Genomic DNA, 14,060 nt, shown 5'->3' with positions numbered 1-14,060 from the left:
GATGACAGGGTTGATGGGAATGACTGACATGGTACAACCTCGTTTTGACCGGACTCCAGACGATGCAAAGGGAGGCATCGCCGCTCGCTGTTCAGGCGCGGGCTAGTAGTCGTAGGTCGAGGTCATACGCAGTCAAGTTCATTCCCCTAGAGAATCAAGGTTGAGCCCCTTTGTCAACTCCGACGTTCCAGCAGCGCCTCCATCCGCGCGAGCTGGTCGCGCATCTGGCGCACGTCGTTGCGCAGGCCGTGCAGTTCCGCGGCCTCACCCTCTCCCATCTCCAGCTCGATCGCCAGGCTCTCCTTCTGCATCACGTCGAGCACGATGCCGATCATCATGTTCAGGAAGATGAAGGCGTTGAGGAAGATGAAGGTGAGGAAGTAGATCCAGGCGTAGGGGTAGTGCTCCATGGTGGGATAGAGCACCGCCGTGGCCCAGCTCTCGAAGGTGGCCACCTGGAACAGCGTCAGCATGGCCAGGGAGATGTTTCCCCACAGCTTCTCGTCGACGCTGGCGAACAGGAAGCTGCCGAGGGCGCCGTAGATGTAGAAGATGATGAACATCAGCAGCACCACGTAGCCCATGCGCGGGATCGACTTGAACAGAGCAGCGATCAGCATGCGCAGCTCGGGGATCATCGATACCAGACGCAGCACCCGGAAGATGCGCAGCAGGCGGGCCAGCAGCACCATCTCCGAGTCATCCAGGGGAATCAGGCTGGCGGTGACGATCAGGAAATCGAAGATGTTCCAGCCCTTCCTGAAGAAGTCACGCAGGCGCTTCTCGGCGGCCATCCGGATCAGGATCTCCACCAGGAAGAACACTGTCACCGCCACGTCGAGCCACAGCATCGCCGCCTGAAACCGGCTGACCTCCTCCTCGTAGGTCTTGGCGCCGATCAGCAGCGCCGAGACCACGATGATGGTGATCACCGTGAGCTCGAAGGCCTTATGGGAGCGCAACCGCTCGAGGCGGTCGCGCCAGGTCTCGAAGGTGGTACTCACTCCCCCTGCTCCTCCAGATCCAGCTGGCGATAGCCGATCAGGTAGAGCACGGCGTCGAGCCCCAGGGTCGAGATCGAGTGACTGGCCTGGGCGCGCACCAGCGGCTTGGCGCGAAAGGCGATGCCGAGCCCGGCGGCGGCCAGCATCTTGAGATCGTTGGCCCCATCGCCCACCGCGATGGTCTGCTCCAGGCTCAGCCCCTCGCGGGCAGCGATCTCGCGCAGCAGCTCGGCCTTGCGGTCGGCGTCGAGGATCGGCTCGCGCACCTCGCCGGTGACCTTGCCGTTCTCGATCAGCAGCTCGTTGGCGTGGATCTCGTCGAAGCCGAGCCTCTTCTGCAGGTGGCGTGCGAAGTAGGTGAAGCCGCCGGAGAGGATCGCCGTGCGGTAGCCCAGGCGCTTGAGCTGGGCCATCAGTCGCTCCACGCCATCCATCAGCGGAAGCGACGCGGCGATCTCGGCCAGCACCGACTCGTCGAGGCCCTTGAGCTTGGCCATGCGCTCCCGGAAGCTCTGCTGGAAGTCGAGCTCGCCGCGCATGGCGCGCTCGGTCACCTCGGCCACCTCCTCATAGACGCCGTGGCGGCGCGCCAGCTCGTCGATGACCTCGGCCTGGATCAGGGTGGAATCCATGTCGAAGCAGACCAGCCGCCTGTGCCGACGCCAGATGGAGTCCTCCTGGATGGCGATGTCCACGCCGTGCATGGCGCCCAGCGCCAGCGCCTTCTCGCGCAGGGCGTCGAGGTCGACCTCGGCGCCGCGCAGCCAGCACTCCACGCAGGCTCCCCGGATGCTGTCGCGCTCCCGGGGCACGCCGCCGTCCAGCGGCTCGCGGCCGGAGAGGCGGTGGATCAGCTCCACGGTGAGGCCATGCTCGGCGGTCAAGGCGCCGACCTCGGCCAGGATGCCGGCGGGCAGATGGGGCGCCAGCAGGGTCAGGATCAGCCGCGGCAGGCTGGCCTGGCTGCTCCAGCGCTGGTAGTCCTCGGCGCTCACCTGGATCGCCTGGACGTCGAGGCCCAGGGCATCGCCGGCGGCACCGAGTGCGCCCTCCAGATCGGCCTCGTGGTCGAGGCCCACCAGCGCCTCCAGCGACAGCATGCCGAAGGTCACGCTCTGGTTGATGTCCAGCAGGCGCGCGCCGCTGGTGGCCAGCGCCCTGCCCAGCCCGGCCAGCTGGCCCGGCCGTGCCGCGCCGGTGGCGCGGATCAGTACTCGTCGTGTCATTCCGCCATCTCCAGCCGGTCCACCTTCTGCAGGCCGCGGGGCAGCTTGCTGCCGCGCCGGCCGCGCTCGCCGCGATAATACGCGAGATCGTCGGACTTGAGGGTGAGGTGACGCTTGCCGGCGTGGATCACCAGGCTGGTGCCGGCCGGCAGCAGCACCAGATCGCGCACGAACTCCTCGCGCCGCGACGCCCGTGGTCCGGGGATGTCGAGCATCTTGTTGCCCTTGCCCCTGGTCATCTCGGGCAGCTGTTCGAGGGGGAAGACCAGCAGGCGGCCCTCGTTGGAGACCGCCGCGACCAGCGTGCCCTCGCCCTCCGGCACGGCCACCGGCGGCAGCACATTGCAGCCCCTGGGCACCGAGAGTACCGCCTTGCCGGACTTGTTCTTGCCGACCAGCGCCTCCAGGGGCGCCACGAAGCCGTAGCCGCCGTCGGAGGCGAGCAGGTAGCGGGTGGCGGGAGGCGCCAGCATCACCCCGGCCATATGGGCACCGGCCACCACGTTGACGCGACTGGTGACGGGTTCCCCCTGGCCGCGGGCGCTGGGCAGGTTGTGGGCCTGAAGGGTATAGGCGCGGCCGGTGTCGTCGAGCAGCACCAGCGGCTGGTTGGTCTTGCCCCGGGCCGCCAGTGCGAAGCCGTCGCCGGCCTTGTAGGAGAGACCCGCCGGGTCGATCTCGTGGCCGCGGGCCGCCCGGATCCAGCCCTTCGCGGAAAGCACCACGGTGACGGGGTCGGCGCCCACCAGCTCCACCTCGGAGAGGGCCCGGGACTCCTCCCGCTCGACGATGGGCGAGCGGCGCTCGTCGCCATGGGTATCGGCGGCGGCGCGCAGCTCCTCCTCGATCAGGTCGGTGAGCGCCGCCTCGTTGCCGAGCAGCTCCTGGAGGCGCGCCCGCTCGGCCTCGAGCTCCGCCTGCTCGCCGCGGATCTTCATCTCCTCGAGCTTGGCCAGGTGGCGCAGGCGCAGCTCGAGGATCGCCTCGGCCTGGCGCTCGCTGAGTCCGAAGGCCGCCATCAGCGCGGGCCTGGGCTCATCCTCCTCGCGGATGATGCGGATCACCTCGTCGATGTTGAGGTAGGCGATCAGCAGGCCCTCGAGGAGGTGCAGGCGGTCCTCCACCTTGCCCAGGCGGTGCTCCAGGCGCCGGCGCACGGTGGAGCGCCGGAAGCGCAGCCACTCGCCGAGCAGGTCCGGCAGCGGCATCACCCGCGGCCGGCCGTCGAGGCCGATCACGTTCATGTTGACGCGGATGTTCTTCTCGAGATCGGTGGTGGCGAAGAGGTGCGCCATCAGCGCCTCGATGTCGACGCGGTTGGAGCGCGGCTCGATCACCAGGCGGGTGGGTTCCTCGTGGGTCGACTCGTCGCGCAGGTCGGCCACCATGGGCAGCTTCTTGGCCTGCATCTGGGCGGCGATCTGCTCGAGGATCTTGGCCCCGCTCACCTGGTAGGGTACCGCGGTGACCACGATGCTGCCCTCCTCCATCACATAGCGGGCGCGCAGCTTCACCGAGCCGCGTCCGCTCTCGTAGAGCTTTCGCAGATCACTACGGGGGGTAATGATCTCCGCCGCGGTGGGGAAGTCCGGCGCCGGCAGGTGCTCCACCAGCTCGGCGGTGGTGGCCTCGGGATGGCGCAGCAGGTGGCAGGTGGCCTCGACCACCTCGTTCACGTTGTGGGGCGGGATGTCCGTGGCCATGCCCACGGCGATGCCGGTGCCGCCATTGAGCAGCACGTGGGGCAGGCGCGCCGGCAATACCACCGGCTCGTTCATGGTGCCGTCGAAGTTGGGTGTCCAGTCCACGGTGCCCTGGCCCAGCTCCGCGAGCAGCACCTCGCTGAACTTCGAGAGCCGCGCCTCGGTGTAGCGCATGGCGGCAAACGACTTGGGATCGTCGGGGCTGCCCCAGTTGCCCTGGCCGTCCACCAGCGGGTAGCGGTAGCTGAAGGGCTGGGCCATCAGCACCATGGCCTCGTAGCAGGCGCTGTCGCCGTGGGGGTGGAACTTGCCCAGCACGTCGCCCACGGTGCGCGCCGACTTCTTGTACTTGGCGTTGGCGTTGAGCGCCAGCTCGCGCATGGCGTAGACGATGCGCCGCTGCACCGGCTTCATGCCGTCGCCGATATGGGGCAGCGCCCGGTCGAGGATGACGTACATCGAGTAGTCGAGGTACGCCTTCTCGGTGTATTCGCGCAGCGAGAGGCGCTCGACGTCGCCCTCCGCCACCTGGATATCCATGGTCATAAGGGGATCAGACCTCTATGTCAGCGAGGTTGCCGTAGTCCTCGAGCCAGCTCTTGCGGTCGGGGGCGCGCTTCTTGGCCAGCAGCATGTCCATCATCTCCATGGTGCCGTCGCCCACTTCGCGGGTCAGCTGCACCAGGCGGCGGGTCTCCACCGCCATGGTGGTCTCGCGCAGCTGCAGCGGGCTCATCTCGCCCAGGCCCTTGAAGCGCTGCACGTTCACCGTGCCGCGCTTGCCCTCCAGCTTGCGCAGGATCGCCGCCTTCTCGCTCTCGTCCAGGGCATAGAACACCTCCTTGCCCAGGTCGATGCGGTAGAGCGGCGGCATGGCCACGTAGACATGGCCGGCATCCACCAGCGCCGGGAAGTGGCGCACGAAGAGCGCGCAGAGCAGGGTGGCGATATGCAGGCCGTCGGAGTCGGCGTCGGCCAGGATGCAGATCTTGTGGTAGCGCAGCTTGGAGAGGTCGTCGCTGACCGGGTCCATGCCGATGGCCACGGCGATGTCGTGGACCTCCTGGGAGCCGTAGATGTCGTGGGACTCCACCTCCCAGGTGTTCAGTATCTTGCCGCGCAGCGGCAGGATCGCCTGGCTCTCGCGATTACGGGCCTGCTTGGCGCTGCCGCCGGCGGAGTCGCCCTCCACCAGGAACAGCTCGCTCAGGGCCGGATCCTGACCGGAACAGTCGGCCAGCTTGCCGGGCAGCGCCGGGCCCGAGGTGACCTTCTTGCGGGCCACCTTCTTGGCGCTCTTCTGGCGGCGCTGGGCGGCACTGATGACGAGTTCGGCGAGGGCCTCGGCCTGATCGATGTGGTGGTTGAGCCACAGCGAGAAGGCGTCCTTGACCACCCCGGAGACGAAGCCCGCCACGGTGCGCGAGGAGAGCCGCTCCTTGGTCTGGCCGGCGAACTGGGGGTCGAGCATCTTCACCGAGAGCACGTAGGAGACCCGCTCCCAGAGGTCCTCGGCGGTGAGTTTCACCCCCCGCGGCAGCAGGCTTCGGTATTCGCAGAACTCGCGCAGGGCCTCCAGCAGGCCGGCGCGCAGGCCGTTGACGTGGGTGCCGCCCTGAGGCGTGGGAATCAGGTTGACGTAGCTCTCCAGCAGCGGCTCGCCGCCCTCGGGGAGCCACTGGATCGCCCAGTCCACGCCGTGCTCGTCATCGGCGAAGTGACCGACGAAGGGCGACGGGGGCAGCACCTCATAGCCGTCGGTGGCCTGGGCCAGGTAGTCGCGCAGGCCATCCTCGTACTGCCATTCGCTGCGGGTGCCATCCGCCTCCATCAGGGTGACCTTGAGCCCCGGGCAGAGCACCGCCTTGGCGCGCAGCAGGTGCTTCAGGCGGCCCATCGCCAGGCGCGGACTGTCGAAGTAGCTCGCCTCGGGCCAGAAGCGCAGGACGGTCCCGGTGTTGCGCTTGCCCACGCTGCCGATCTCGGCAAGCTTGGAGACCGGCTCGCCGTGCTCGAAGGCCATGGCGTGACGACCGCCGTCGCGCAGCACCTCCACCTCGAGGCGCCGGGAGAGCGCGTTGACCACCGAGACGCCCACGCCGTGCAGGCCGCCGGAGAACTTGTAGCTGGCGTTGGAGAACTTGCCGCCGGAGTGCAGGCGGGTCAGGATCAGCTCCACCCCGGAGACGCCGTGCTCCGGATGTTGGTCAATGGGCATGCCGCGGCCGTCGTCGGCCACCTCGATGCCGCCATCCTCGAACAGCCGCACGTTGACCTGGCTGGCATGGCCCGCCAGCGCCTCGTCGACGCTGTTGTCGACCACCTCCTGGATCAAGTGGTTGGGGCGGCTGGTATCGGTATACATGCCCGGGCGCTTGCGCACCGGCTCCAGGCCGGAAAGCACCTCGATCGAACTGGCACTGTATTGCGTCATGGGTCGTCCGGTTCCTTGTTTGGTCGAGCCTGCCAGGCCGGCGGCAGGGCGTGACCGCCGTGGGCCAGCAGTGCCGGCAGGTGCCGGGCCAGCACCGCGAAGCCGTGGTCGGCTTTCGGGTGCAGCAGGGTGCGAGCACCGTGGTAGAGGGCGAAGGCATCCGCCGGGTCGAGCACCTCATCGTCACAGCCCAGCAGCAGCAGGTAGCGCGCCGGCGCGGTGACCCGCTCGGGCGTGAGCGCCGCAAGCTCCGCCAGGTGCGCTTCGCTCACCGTGAAGCGCTCCCCGCTGTAGTCGTTGACGAAGACCTCATCGACCCAGTCGACCACCAGCCGCGCCGGGGCCACCGCCGGATTGATCAGCGCGGCGCGCAGCCCGTGGCGCTCGGCCAGGCAGGTCGCCAGGAAGCCCCCCATGGAGCTGCCGGCCAGCAGCGGCGCGGGGCCGAGCTCTCCAAGTCGTGACTCGGCCATCGCCAGCGCCTCGGCGGGCCGATGGGGCAGCTGGGGCGTCACGCAGGGCAGGCCCAGGTGGGCGCAGGCCTCACGCACCCACACCGCCTTGGGCGAATCGGCGCCGCTGTTGAAGCCGTGCAGGTAGAGCACCCCGCTGGCCGGCATCACCCGGCAGGGGGCGCTCAGCATAGCGCAATTGCTGTACGAACAGCCAGTATCACGTGGCGACCTTGCCGTTGGCGTCGGCCGCCCAGGCCGCCTCGATCAGCGCCCGGGTGGAGGCGTCCATGGCCTCCAGGCCCTCATGGCTCTCGAGGATGCGCTGGGTCTCGCCGGCGATCTGCTTGCCCAGCTCCACCCCCCACTGGTCGAAGGGGTTGATGCCCCAGATCGTCGCCTGGACGAACACCTTGTGCTCGTAGAGGGCGATCAGGGCGCCCAGGGTGGACGGCGTCAGCTCGTCCAGCAGCAGGGTGGTGGAGGGCTGGTTGCCGCGATAGCGCTTGTGGCCGGGGCGCTCGCCCGGCTCGTCGATGGCATCGTCGCCCAGCGCCAGCAGCCGCGACTGGGCGAAGCAGTTGGCCAGGGTCAACCGATGCTGGCCCTTGAGATGCGCCCGGGTCGCCTCGTTCTCCACCTCATCGTAGCGCCGCAGCGGCGCGATGAAGTCACACTCCACCGCCTGGGTGCCCTGGTGCAGCAGCTGGTAGAAGGCGTGCTGTGCGTTGGGCCCGAGCTGGCCCCACAGCACCGGACAGGTGGAGTAGCCCACCTCGCGCCCCTCGGCCGTCACCGACTTGCCGTTGGACTCCATCTCGAGCTGCTCGAGGTAGGCGGCGAAGTACTCCAGGCGGCCGTCGTAGGGCAGGATGGAGTGGGCGCGGATGTCCAGGAAGTTGACGTTCCAGATCCCCGCCAGGGCCAGCAGCACCGGCAGGTTGTCGGCCAGCGCCGCGGTGCGGAAGTGCTCGTCCATGGCATGGGCCCCGGCCAGCAGCTCGCGGAAACGCTTCATGCCCACCACCAGGGCGATGGGCAGGCCGATGCCGCCCCACAGCGAGTAGCGCCCGCCGACCCACTCCCAGAACTCGAGCTGATGAGCGGGCGCGATGCCCCACTCGGCCATCTTCTCGGGACTCGCCGAGACGCCGATGAAGTGCTGGCGCATCACCAGTTCGGGGTCCACGCCCTCCTCCCCTTCCAGGCGCGCCATCAGCCAGTCCCGGGCGGTGCGGGCGTTGGAGAGCGTATCGATGGTGGTGAAGGACTTCGACGACAGCACGAAGAGCGTGGCCTCTGGATCGAGACGCCCCAGGCAGTCGGCCAGCTGGGAGCCGTCCATGGTGGAGGCGAAGTGCACCTCCACGGAGTGGACGTCGCGCAGCCGGTAGTCGGAGAGCGCGTGGGTCACCATCAGCGGGCCCAGGTCCGAGCCGCCAACGCCCAGGTTGACCACGTGGCGGATGGCCTTGCCGGTGGCGCCGCGCCACTGGCCGGCGTGGAAGCGCTCGACCATGGTCTCCATGTGCTCGAGAGTGCGATGCACCCCGGGCACCAGATCCTCGCCCTCCACCACCAGCGAGGCATCCTGTGGCAGACGCAGGGCCGTGTGCAACGCCGGGCGGTTTTCGCTGACGTTGACCCGTTCACCGCCCAGCAGCCGCTGGATCGCCTCGGGCACCTCCGCCTCACGGGCCAGATCGAGAAGCCGGGCGAGGGAGTCGCCCGACCAGCGCTGCTTGGAGAGATCCACGGTCAGGCCGGCGGCCTGGCGGGTATAGGCCCGGTGGCGCTCGGGGTCGTCGGCAAACAGCGTGCACAGATGGGTCTCGCGAATCTCCCGGGCGTGAGCCGCGAGGGCGCGCCAGGCGCCGCGCTGGTCGATCGGGGTAGTGGGCATGATTTCCTCCTTGACGTCCTGTCGTGCAGCCGGCGCGGTCGAGGCGTAGAATGTCGGCCTTTTCCGCACGATTCCGGCTTGGCCCATGAGTGATGCATCTTACCGTGACGCGATCTTTTCGACACCCCTCGACCGGGTCGCGCGCTTCTCCTTCGATGAACGGGTAGTGGCCTGTTTTCCCGACATGATCCGCCGCTCGGTACCGGGCTACGGGCAGATACTGGGCATGCTGGGGCTGATCGCCCGCCGCCACCTGCGCCACGGCGCCCGGGTCTACGACCTGGGCTGCTCGCTGGGTGCCGGCGGCCTGGCGCTCGCCGGCCAGCTCTCTCCCGAGGCCTTTCGCTACGTCGGCGTCGACCTCTCCCCGGCCATGGTGGCCCGGGCCCGGGAGACCCTGGCCGCCGAGTGCCCCGACCACGCCATGGAGGTCATCGAGGGCGACATCCGCACCCTGGACTACGCCCCCGCCGGCATGATCGTGCTCAACTTCACCCTGCAGTTCCTGTCCCCGGCGGATCGCGACGCCCTGATGGCCCGGCTCTACCAGGCCCTGGAGCCCGGCGGCGTGCTGGTGCTCTCGGAGAAGGTGGTGGCCGAGGACGAGCAGGAGAACGCCTGGCGGGTGGAGCGTTACCACGACTTCAAGCGGGCCAACGGCTACAGCGACCTGGAGATCAGCCAGAAGCGCACGGCGCTCGAGAACGTGCTGGTCCCCGATACCCTGGACGCGCACCACGCCCGCCTGGCCGGCGCCGGCTTCGCCCGCAGCCACACCTGGTTCCAGTTCCTCAACTTCGCCTCCCTTGTGGCTTTCAAGAACGAGGCCTTCAAGGACGCCGACACTCCGGCGCCCCGGGAGGGCTGAGCATGCCGATTCCCGCCGAACACCGCGACCTCTACCGGGCCTTCCTCGACCAGGGCCTCGACACCTGGCTGGCCCGCCTGCCCGACCAGCTGGCCGCCGGGCTCGACCGCGGGCGCCACGGCGACCTGCCCGCCTGGGAGAAGGCGGTGGCCAAGCTGCCGACACTGCCCGATGAGCGCCGCGTCAGCCTCGACGCCGATACCGTCAGCGTCGAGGTCGATCTCAGCGACAGCCAGCGCCGCCAGGCCGAGAACCTGCTGCGCAAGCTAGCCCCCTGGCGCAAGGGTCCCTTTGCCCTCGGCGGCATCCCCATCGATACCGAATGGCGCTCCGACTGGAAGTGGCAGCGGGTGGAACCGCATCTGGCGAGGCTTGCCGGCAGGAAGATTCTCGACGTTGGCGGCGGCAGCGGCTACCACGGCTGGCGCATGGCCGGTGCCGGGGCGGCCTTCGTGCTGGTGATCGACCCCTCGCCGCGCTTCTTCTGGCAGTTCCGGGCGGTGCGCCACTTCGTGGGCAACGCCGACGGCGGCCGCACCCACTTCCTGCCGGTGGGCATCGAGGCGGTGCCTGAGGGGCTCGGTTTCTTCGATACGGTGTTCTCCATGGGGGTGCTCTATCACCGCCCCTCGCCGCTGGAGCACCTGCTGCAGCTCAAGAGCGCCCTGCGCCCCGGCGGCGAGCTGGTGCTGGAGACCCTGGTGGTGGAGGGCGACGAGACCAGGGTGCTGCTTCCCGGCGAGCGCTACGCCGCCATGCCCAACGTCTACTTCCTGCCGTCTTCAAAAGCGCTCTGCCACTGGCTCGAACGCTGCGGCTTCAACGACGTGCGGGTGGTGGACGAGGCGGTGACGACGACCGAGGAGCAGCGCGCCACCGAGTGGATGACCTTCCAGTCGCTGGCCGACTTCCTCGACCCCGCGGACCCGACCAGAACCCGGGAGGGCTACCCCGCCCCGCGCCGCGCCGTGGTCATGGCCAATCGGCCGCGCTAGCGTCTGAGGATCACCAGCCAGCGCCCCAGGTTGAGGATACTGGCCAATGAGGCCGCCACATAGGTGAAGGCGCAGGCGGTGAGCACGTGGCGGGCCCCGGGCATGTCGTAGGGCGGGATGTACTCCTTGAGCAGCGGCAGGGCGCGCTGGAAGCTGGCATCGAACTCCACCGGCAGGGTCACCAGGTGCACCAGCGCCGCGGTGCCGAAGCTGATCACCGCCGCGGCCACCACGATGGCCAGGCCCCCCGGCAGGCGCGTCAGCAGGAACAGCAGCGGCGCGGCCATCATCAGCACCGCGCCGAGCTTCTCGGCCTTCTGGGCCACCGCCACCAGCCGAGAGCGGGCCAGCAGCGGCGCATAGCCCTGGTGGTGCTGAATGGCATGGCCCACCTCGTGGGCCGCCACCGTCACCGCGGTGAGCGAGCGCCCGCCATAGACCTCCGGCGAGAGCCGCACGCGGCGCGCCTCGGGGTCGTAGTGGTCGCCCTGCTCGGTGGGCTCCACCTTGACCCCCTCGATGCCCAGCCGGCGCAGCAGGTGATCGGCCAGCTCCGCCCCGGTGCCGGGGTAGTCGTCGCGCCCGCGGGCGTGGCGCTGGATCACCCAGCGCGCCCAGAAATTGGGCAACAGGAAGAGGGCCAGCAGCAGGGCAATGGCGAGAACGATCATCGAGGCTGGGCTCCCGGTAGGCTGTGACGTATTGGACACAGCCTACCAGAGCGGGTTTCCTCGATGGCAACCGTCAAGCATCGCTCAAGGCGGTTCCCGCGACAGACAGGGTATTGACGCCCACCAGGCCTGATTCGGGCGCCGCATGCCCGCCTCGACGGCGTTATCACCAGGCTCCCGGCAGGCCCGCAACCCCATGATGTCAAACTTTTCTCATAAAATTCAGGGAAAAGCAGCGAATTCCCTAAAAAAAGAAAAATCAAACTTCGTGCAAAGCTGTAATACGATCTATTTTTTAGATAACGGAAGTTACATTGAATAACCTACCGAGAGATCACACCTAGCGGTACTCAGGGCGAGGGCTCTGCCATGAAACGCTCAAAGGAGACATCCGATGCAAGGGGCCAGAGCAAGGCGAGGAGGAAGCTACTCCCTGTCCTGGCCGCCCTGCTCGCGCTCTCCGGCTGCAGTATCCACCTGGGTGCCGCCTCGAACCATGTGCCGCCGATCCTCGGGGCACCCGTCACCGACAACCACACCCCCTATTCCCGCTGCCTGAGCGGTCTCGCCGTGCTGCCGGGCAATCACCGGCCGGTGATTGCGGTCGGCGACATCCGTGACAAGACCGGCCAGATGCTGCCCACCGGCTACAGCGACAGCACCCTGCTGACCCAGGGCGTCACGGAGATGGTGATCAGCGCGCTGTACAAGACCCGCAAGGTATCCCTCGCCGAACGGCTGGACCTGGTGGTACCCCTGACCGAACAGCAGTTCACCAAGATGGGGCTGCTGCCCTCGGCGCCCGAACTTTCGCCCATCCCCATCAACTTCGTGATTCTCGGCGCGCTGACCGAGCTCAATCACAACATCGTCAGTGACGGGGCGCGCCTCTTCGTCCGCAATGCGGGGGGCGGGATCCGACGGGCGGTGATCAACGTCGGCCTGGACCTGCGCGTAGTGGAGTACCGGACCCTGCGCACCGTCTATGCGACAAGCCTGCAGAAGCAGGTCGTTGGCTACGAATATGAGGCCGGAGTGTTTCGCTTCTTCGGTAACCAGCTTGTGGACTTTGACGCCGGGCAGATCAGGAATGAACCGCTGCAGGTCGGCGTCAGGTCGGTGGTGGAAATGGCTATCCTTCAGGTGATGACCGAAGGGTTCGGCCTTCCCATCCCCGATGGGTGTGATCTTGTCAAGGTTGACCCTGCCAGCGGTGAGCTCAACAAGGAGAATCCACAAGGAACGGTGATACTTGGAGGTTGAAATCATGAAACTCGGAGAAGGAACGTCAATCTTGGAGGGTCAAGCCATGAAACTCATGACGGGTAGAAGGCGGTTGAAGGCCTCGCTGCTTGCGGCCAGTGCCGCCCTGGTCATCCCCATGACCTCAACGGTCCAGGCGTTCGATACCATCGTCTGGGATTGGACACTCAACCTGACCACGAACGTCGACATCACAGGCACCATTGATATCGGCCCCGGCGGCGAAGGAGGAGCGGGGGCGATCATCGAGCAGGAGCAGCTCTTCCTGGGCAATACAACGGCGCTGAGCACTGCTGTAGGTCTCGAGCCGGTAGCGGTGACGGTACCACTCAGTGGCACGATTGATGACTTGCCCAAGGTCGAGGCAGTGGCCACCGCGGTCAACAACAACCTGGCCATCGACGGGGAGGTGGCGGTGCTGGCCGATGTCACCCAACAGACTGCCGGGGTTGGCAGTGTGGCACTGATGGTCCCGCTGGACCCGCTGGACCCGCTGAGCCCGCTTGTCCCGGGGGGCCTAGACGTCTTTGCCGCTCTACCGGCACTGATCACTGCAACCTCCACGACAACGGGAGTGGACGTGCAGCAGGCGTCAGTAGCCACCGGGGTGGCCAACAACCTGGCTATTAATGGCTCGGGCGCCGTGCTGGCCAATGCCGTTCAAATGGGGGTCGCCGACGTCACGGCTACCGCCAGCGCCACCGGCGGCCTTGTGGAACTTATTGGCGTGACTGGCCTCGGGACACTCTCCGAGCCCTTCATCGCCGCCACGGCAACCGCCGTAGGCAACAATGCCGCGTACACCGTGACAGCACCCACCGTGACGGTCCCGTAACGTGACCTGAAAGGAGAAAGGCGCAGGGAGCCGCCAGCAAGCGGCTTCCGGCGCCTCTCCAAGGAGGCCAAGATGTCTAGACTCACCGCAGCAGCGATCACGGCCTGCCTGGTGGGACTGACCCTCGCCATGCCGGCCGGCGCCCAGCAGGGCTTTCGCTTCGAACACTATCCGACTGGACCGCATGCCTACGATTTCCGCCAGCGCAGCCCCGAGACCTCGCTGAGCTTCATGGAACAGCGCCGCCGCGAACGCAACGCCGCCGCGAACGCAGCGGCGCCGCTAGCCGGCCTACCAGGAGCGGGAGCGTCAGGGGGAGGCACCTACGCCGTGGGGAACTGGCAGCAGTTCTACATGTACCTGGGAGACGGCGCGACCGGAGTGATCGACAACACCTCCCCCCAGACCGACTGGGGAGTGCAGACCGCCACCTCCAACGTCAATTCCCAGAATGCCGAGGGCGACCAGTCCATCACCAACGGGAGTGACTGGGAGGGCAGTTTCGACGGCCAGTCCACCATTCAGCAGGGAAGCTACTGTGACACCTGCACTCGCCCGGAGGGCGACGTCTCCTGGAAATGGAACCCCTAGGGGCCTGCCCCGCCGCGATGCCCGGGGGAGTGGCCCGCCCCCCCGCGCAGATCCTTCGCCTCCCAGTGGGGGAAGTACCGGCGCACCAGGGCATTGAGCTCCAGCTCGAAGCCGG

At 67.7% G+C, this 14,060-nt stretch carries 12 protein-coding genes; 5 read left to right on the top strand and 7 right to left on the bottom strand.

Annotated features, from left to right (window positions below; genetic code table 11):
• Window positions 1-173: 173 nt before the first annotated feature.
• The 6 genes from IBX53_RS04470 to pgi are packed head-to-tail and all read right to left on the bottom strand — an operon-like array spanning window position 174 to window position 8,722.
• Window positions 174-1,004, bottom strand: coding sequence for an ion transporter (locus IBX53_RS04470; protein WP_290905960.1), 831 nt, complete (start codon window positions 1,002-1,004; stop codon window positions 174-176).
• A complete protein-coding gene (serB, locus tag IBX53_RS04465; RefSeq protein WP_290905957.1) occupies window positions 1,001-2,230 on the bottom strand; it encodes a phosphoserine phosphatase SerB in 1,230 nt (409 codons plus the stop codon). Before serB ends, IBX53_RS04470 begins: the two co-directional genes overlap by 4 nt.
• Window positions 2,227-4,479, bottom strand: a complete 2,253-nt coding sequence (gene parC / locus IBX53_RS04460; RefSeq protein ID WP_290905954.1) for a DNA topoisomerase IV subunit A — start codon at window positions 4,477-4,479, stop codon at window positions 2,227-2,229. Before parC ends, serB begins: the two co-directional genes overlap by 4 nt.
• 7 nt (window positions 4,480-4,486) lie before the next feature.
• Window positions 4,487-6,367: a DNA topoisomerase IV subunit B gene (gene parE, locus IBX53_RS04455; RefSeq protein WP_290905951.1), complete on the bottom strand. Its 1,881-nt coding sequence runs from the start codon at window positions 6,365-6,367 to the stop codon at window positions 4,487-4,489.
• Window positions 6,364-7,011 (bottom strand): YqiA/YcfP family alpha/beta fold hydrolase, encoded by a 648-nt coding sequence (locus IBX53_RS04450; RefSeq protein ID WP_290905947.1) that lies wholly within the window; start codon window positions 7,009-7,011, stop codon window positions 6,364-6,366. The genes parE and IBX53_RS04450 overlap by 4 nt, the downstream gene beginning before the upstream one ends.
• 28 nt (window positions 7,012-7,039) lie before the next feature.
• The gene (gene pgi / locus IBX53_RS04445) at window positions 7,040-8,722 is read right to left on the bottom strand and encodes a glucose-6-phosphate isomerase (protein WP_290905944.1); all 1,683 of its coding nucleotides are present in this window, start codon (window positions 8,720-8,722) and stop codon (window positions 7,040-7,042) included.
• A gap of 85 nt (window positions 8,723-8,807) precedes the next feature.
• Here pgi and cmoA point away from each other — a divergent pair, with 85 nt between their 5' ends.
• Both cmoA and cmoB read left to right on the top strand, forming a co-directional pair.
• The gene (gene cmoA / locus IBX53_RS04440) at window positions 8,808-9,590 is read left to right on the top strand and encodes a carboxy-S-adenosyl-L-methionine synthase CmoA (protein WP_290905940.1); all 783 of its coding nucleotides are present in this window, start codon (window positions 8,808-8,810) and stop codon (window positions 9,588-9,590) included.
• Between the two features lie 2 nt (window positions 9,591-9,592).
• Window positions 9,593-10,585, top strand: a complete 993-nt coding sequence (gene cmoB, locus IBX53_RS04435; RefSeq protein ID WP_290905937.1) for a tRNA 5-methoxyuridine(34)/uridine 5-oxyacetic acid(34) synthase CmoB — start codon at window positions 9,593-9,595, stop codon at window positions 10,583-10,585.
• Here the strand turns inward: cmoB and IBX53_RS04430 are convergent.
• Window positions 10,582-11,256 (bottom strand): zinc metallopeptidase, encoded by a 675-nt coding sequence (locus IBX53_RS04430; RefSeq protein ID WP_290905932.1) that lies wholly within the window; start codon window positions 11,254-11,256, stop codon window positions 10,582-10,584. The genes cmoB and IBX53_RS04430 overlap by 4 nt on opposite strands.
• Window positions 11,257-11,625: 369 nt before the next feature.
• Here IBX53_RS04430 and IBX53_RS04425 point away from each other — a divergent pair, with 369 nt between their 5' ends.
• The 3 genes from IBX53_RS04425 (at window position 11,626) to IBX53_RS04415 (ending at window position 13,945) form a co-directional block, all read left to right on the top strand.
• Window positions 11,626-12,519, top strand: a complete 894-nt coding sequence (locus IBX53_RS04425; protein ID WP_290905928.1) for a CsgG/HfaB family protein — start codon at window positions 11,626-11,628, stop codon at window positions 12,517-12,519.
• A gap of 46 nt (window positions 12,520-12,565) precedes the next feature.
• Window positions 12,566-13,354 (top strand): hypothetical protein, encoded by a 789-nt coding sequence (locus IBX53_RS04420; protein WP_290905924.1) that lies wholly within the window; start codon window positions 12,566-12,568, stop codon window positions 13,352-13,354.
• A gap of 72 nt (window positions 13,355-13,426) precedes the next feature.
• Window positions 13,427-13,945: a hypothetical protein gene (locus tag IBX53_RS04415; protein ID WP_290905920.1), complete on the top strand. Its 519-nt coding sequence runs from the start codon at window positions 13,427-13,429 to the stop codon at window positions 13,943-13,945.
• Window positions 13,946-14,060 lie beyond the last annotated feature (115 nt).

This window comes from Halomonas sp. (genome assembly GCF_014859505.1).
In the GTDB taxonomy this organism is placed as follows: Bacteria; Pseudomonadota; Gammaproteobacteria; order Pseudomonadales; family Halomonadaceae; genus Halomonas.
This window is presented reverse-complemented; position numbering and strand designations above follow the sequence as displayed.

Bases quoted from the DNA above. Each gene is read 5' to 3' on its own strand.
- serB (WP_290905957.1), bottom strand. From the start codon at position 2,230: ATGACACGACGAGTACTGATCCGCGCCACCGGCGCGGCACGGCCGGGC.
- parC (WP_290905954.1), bottom strand. From the start codon at position 4,479: ATGACCATGGATATCCAGGTGGCGGAGGGCGACGTCGAGCGCCTCTCG.
- parE (WP_290905951.1), bottom strand. From the start codon at position 6,367: ATGACGCAATACAGTGCCAGTTCGATCGAGGTGCTTTCCGGCCTGGAG.
- IBX53_RS04450 (WP_290905947.1), bottom strand. From the start codon at position 7,011: ATGCTGAGCGCCCCCTGCCGGGTGATGCCGGCCAGCGGGGTGCTCTAC.
- pgi (WP_290905944.1), bottom strand. From the start codon at position 8,722: ATGCCCACTACCCCGATCGACCAGCGCGGCGCCTGGCGCGCCCTCGCG.
- cmoA (WP_290905940.1), top strand. From the start codon at position 8,808: ATGAGTGATGCATCTTACCGTGACGCGATCTTTTCGACACCCCTCGAC.
- cmoB (WP_290905937.1), top strand. From the start codon at position 9,593: ATGCCGATTCCCGCCGAACACCGCGACCTCTACCGGGCCTTCCTCGAC.
- IBX53_RS04430 (WP_290905932.1), bottom strand. From the start codon at position 11,256: ATGATCGTTCTCGCCATTGCCCTGCTGCTGGCCCTCTTCCTGTTGCCC.
- IBX53_RS04425 (WP_290905928.1), top strand. From the start codon at position 11,626: ATGAAACGCTCAAAGGAGACATCCGATGCAAGGGGCCAGAGCAAGGCG.
- IBX53_RS04420 (WP_290905924.1), top strand. From the start codon at position 12,566: ATGAAACTCATGACGGGTAGAAGGCGGTTGAAGGCCTCGCTGCTTGCG.
- IBX53_RS04415 (WP_290905920.1), top strand. From the start codon at position 13,427: ATGTCTAGACTCACCGCAGCAGCGATCACGGCCTGCCTGGTGGGACTG.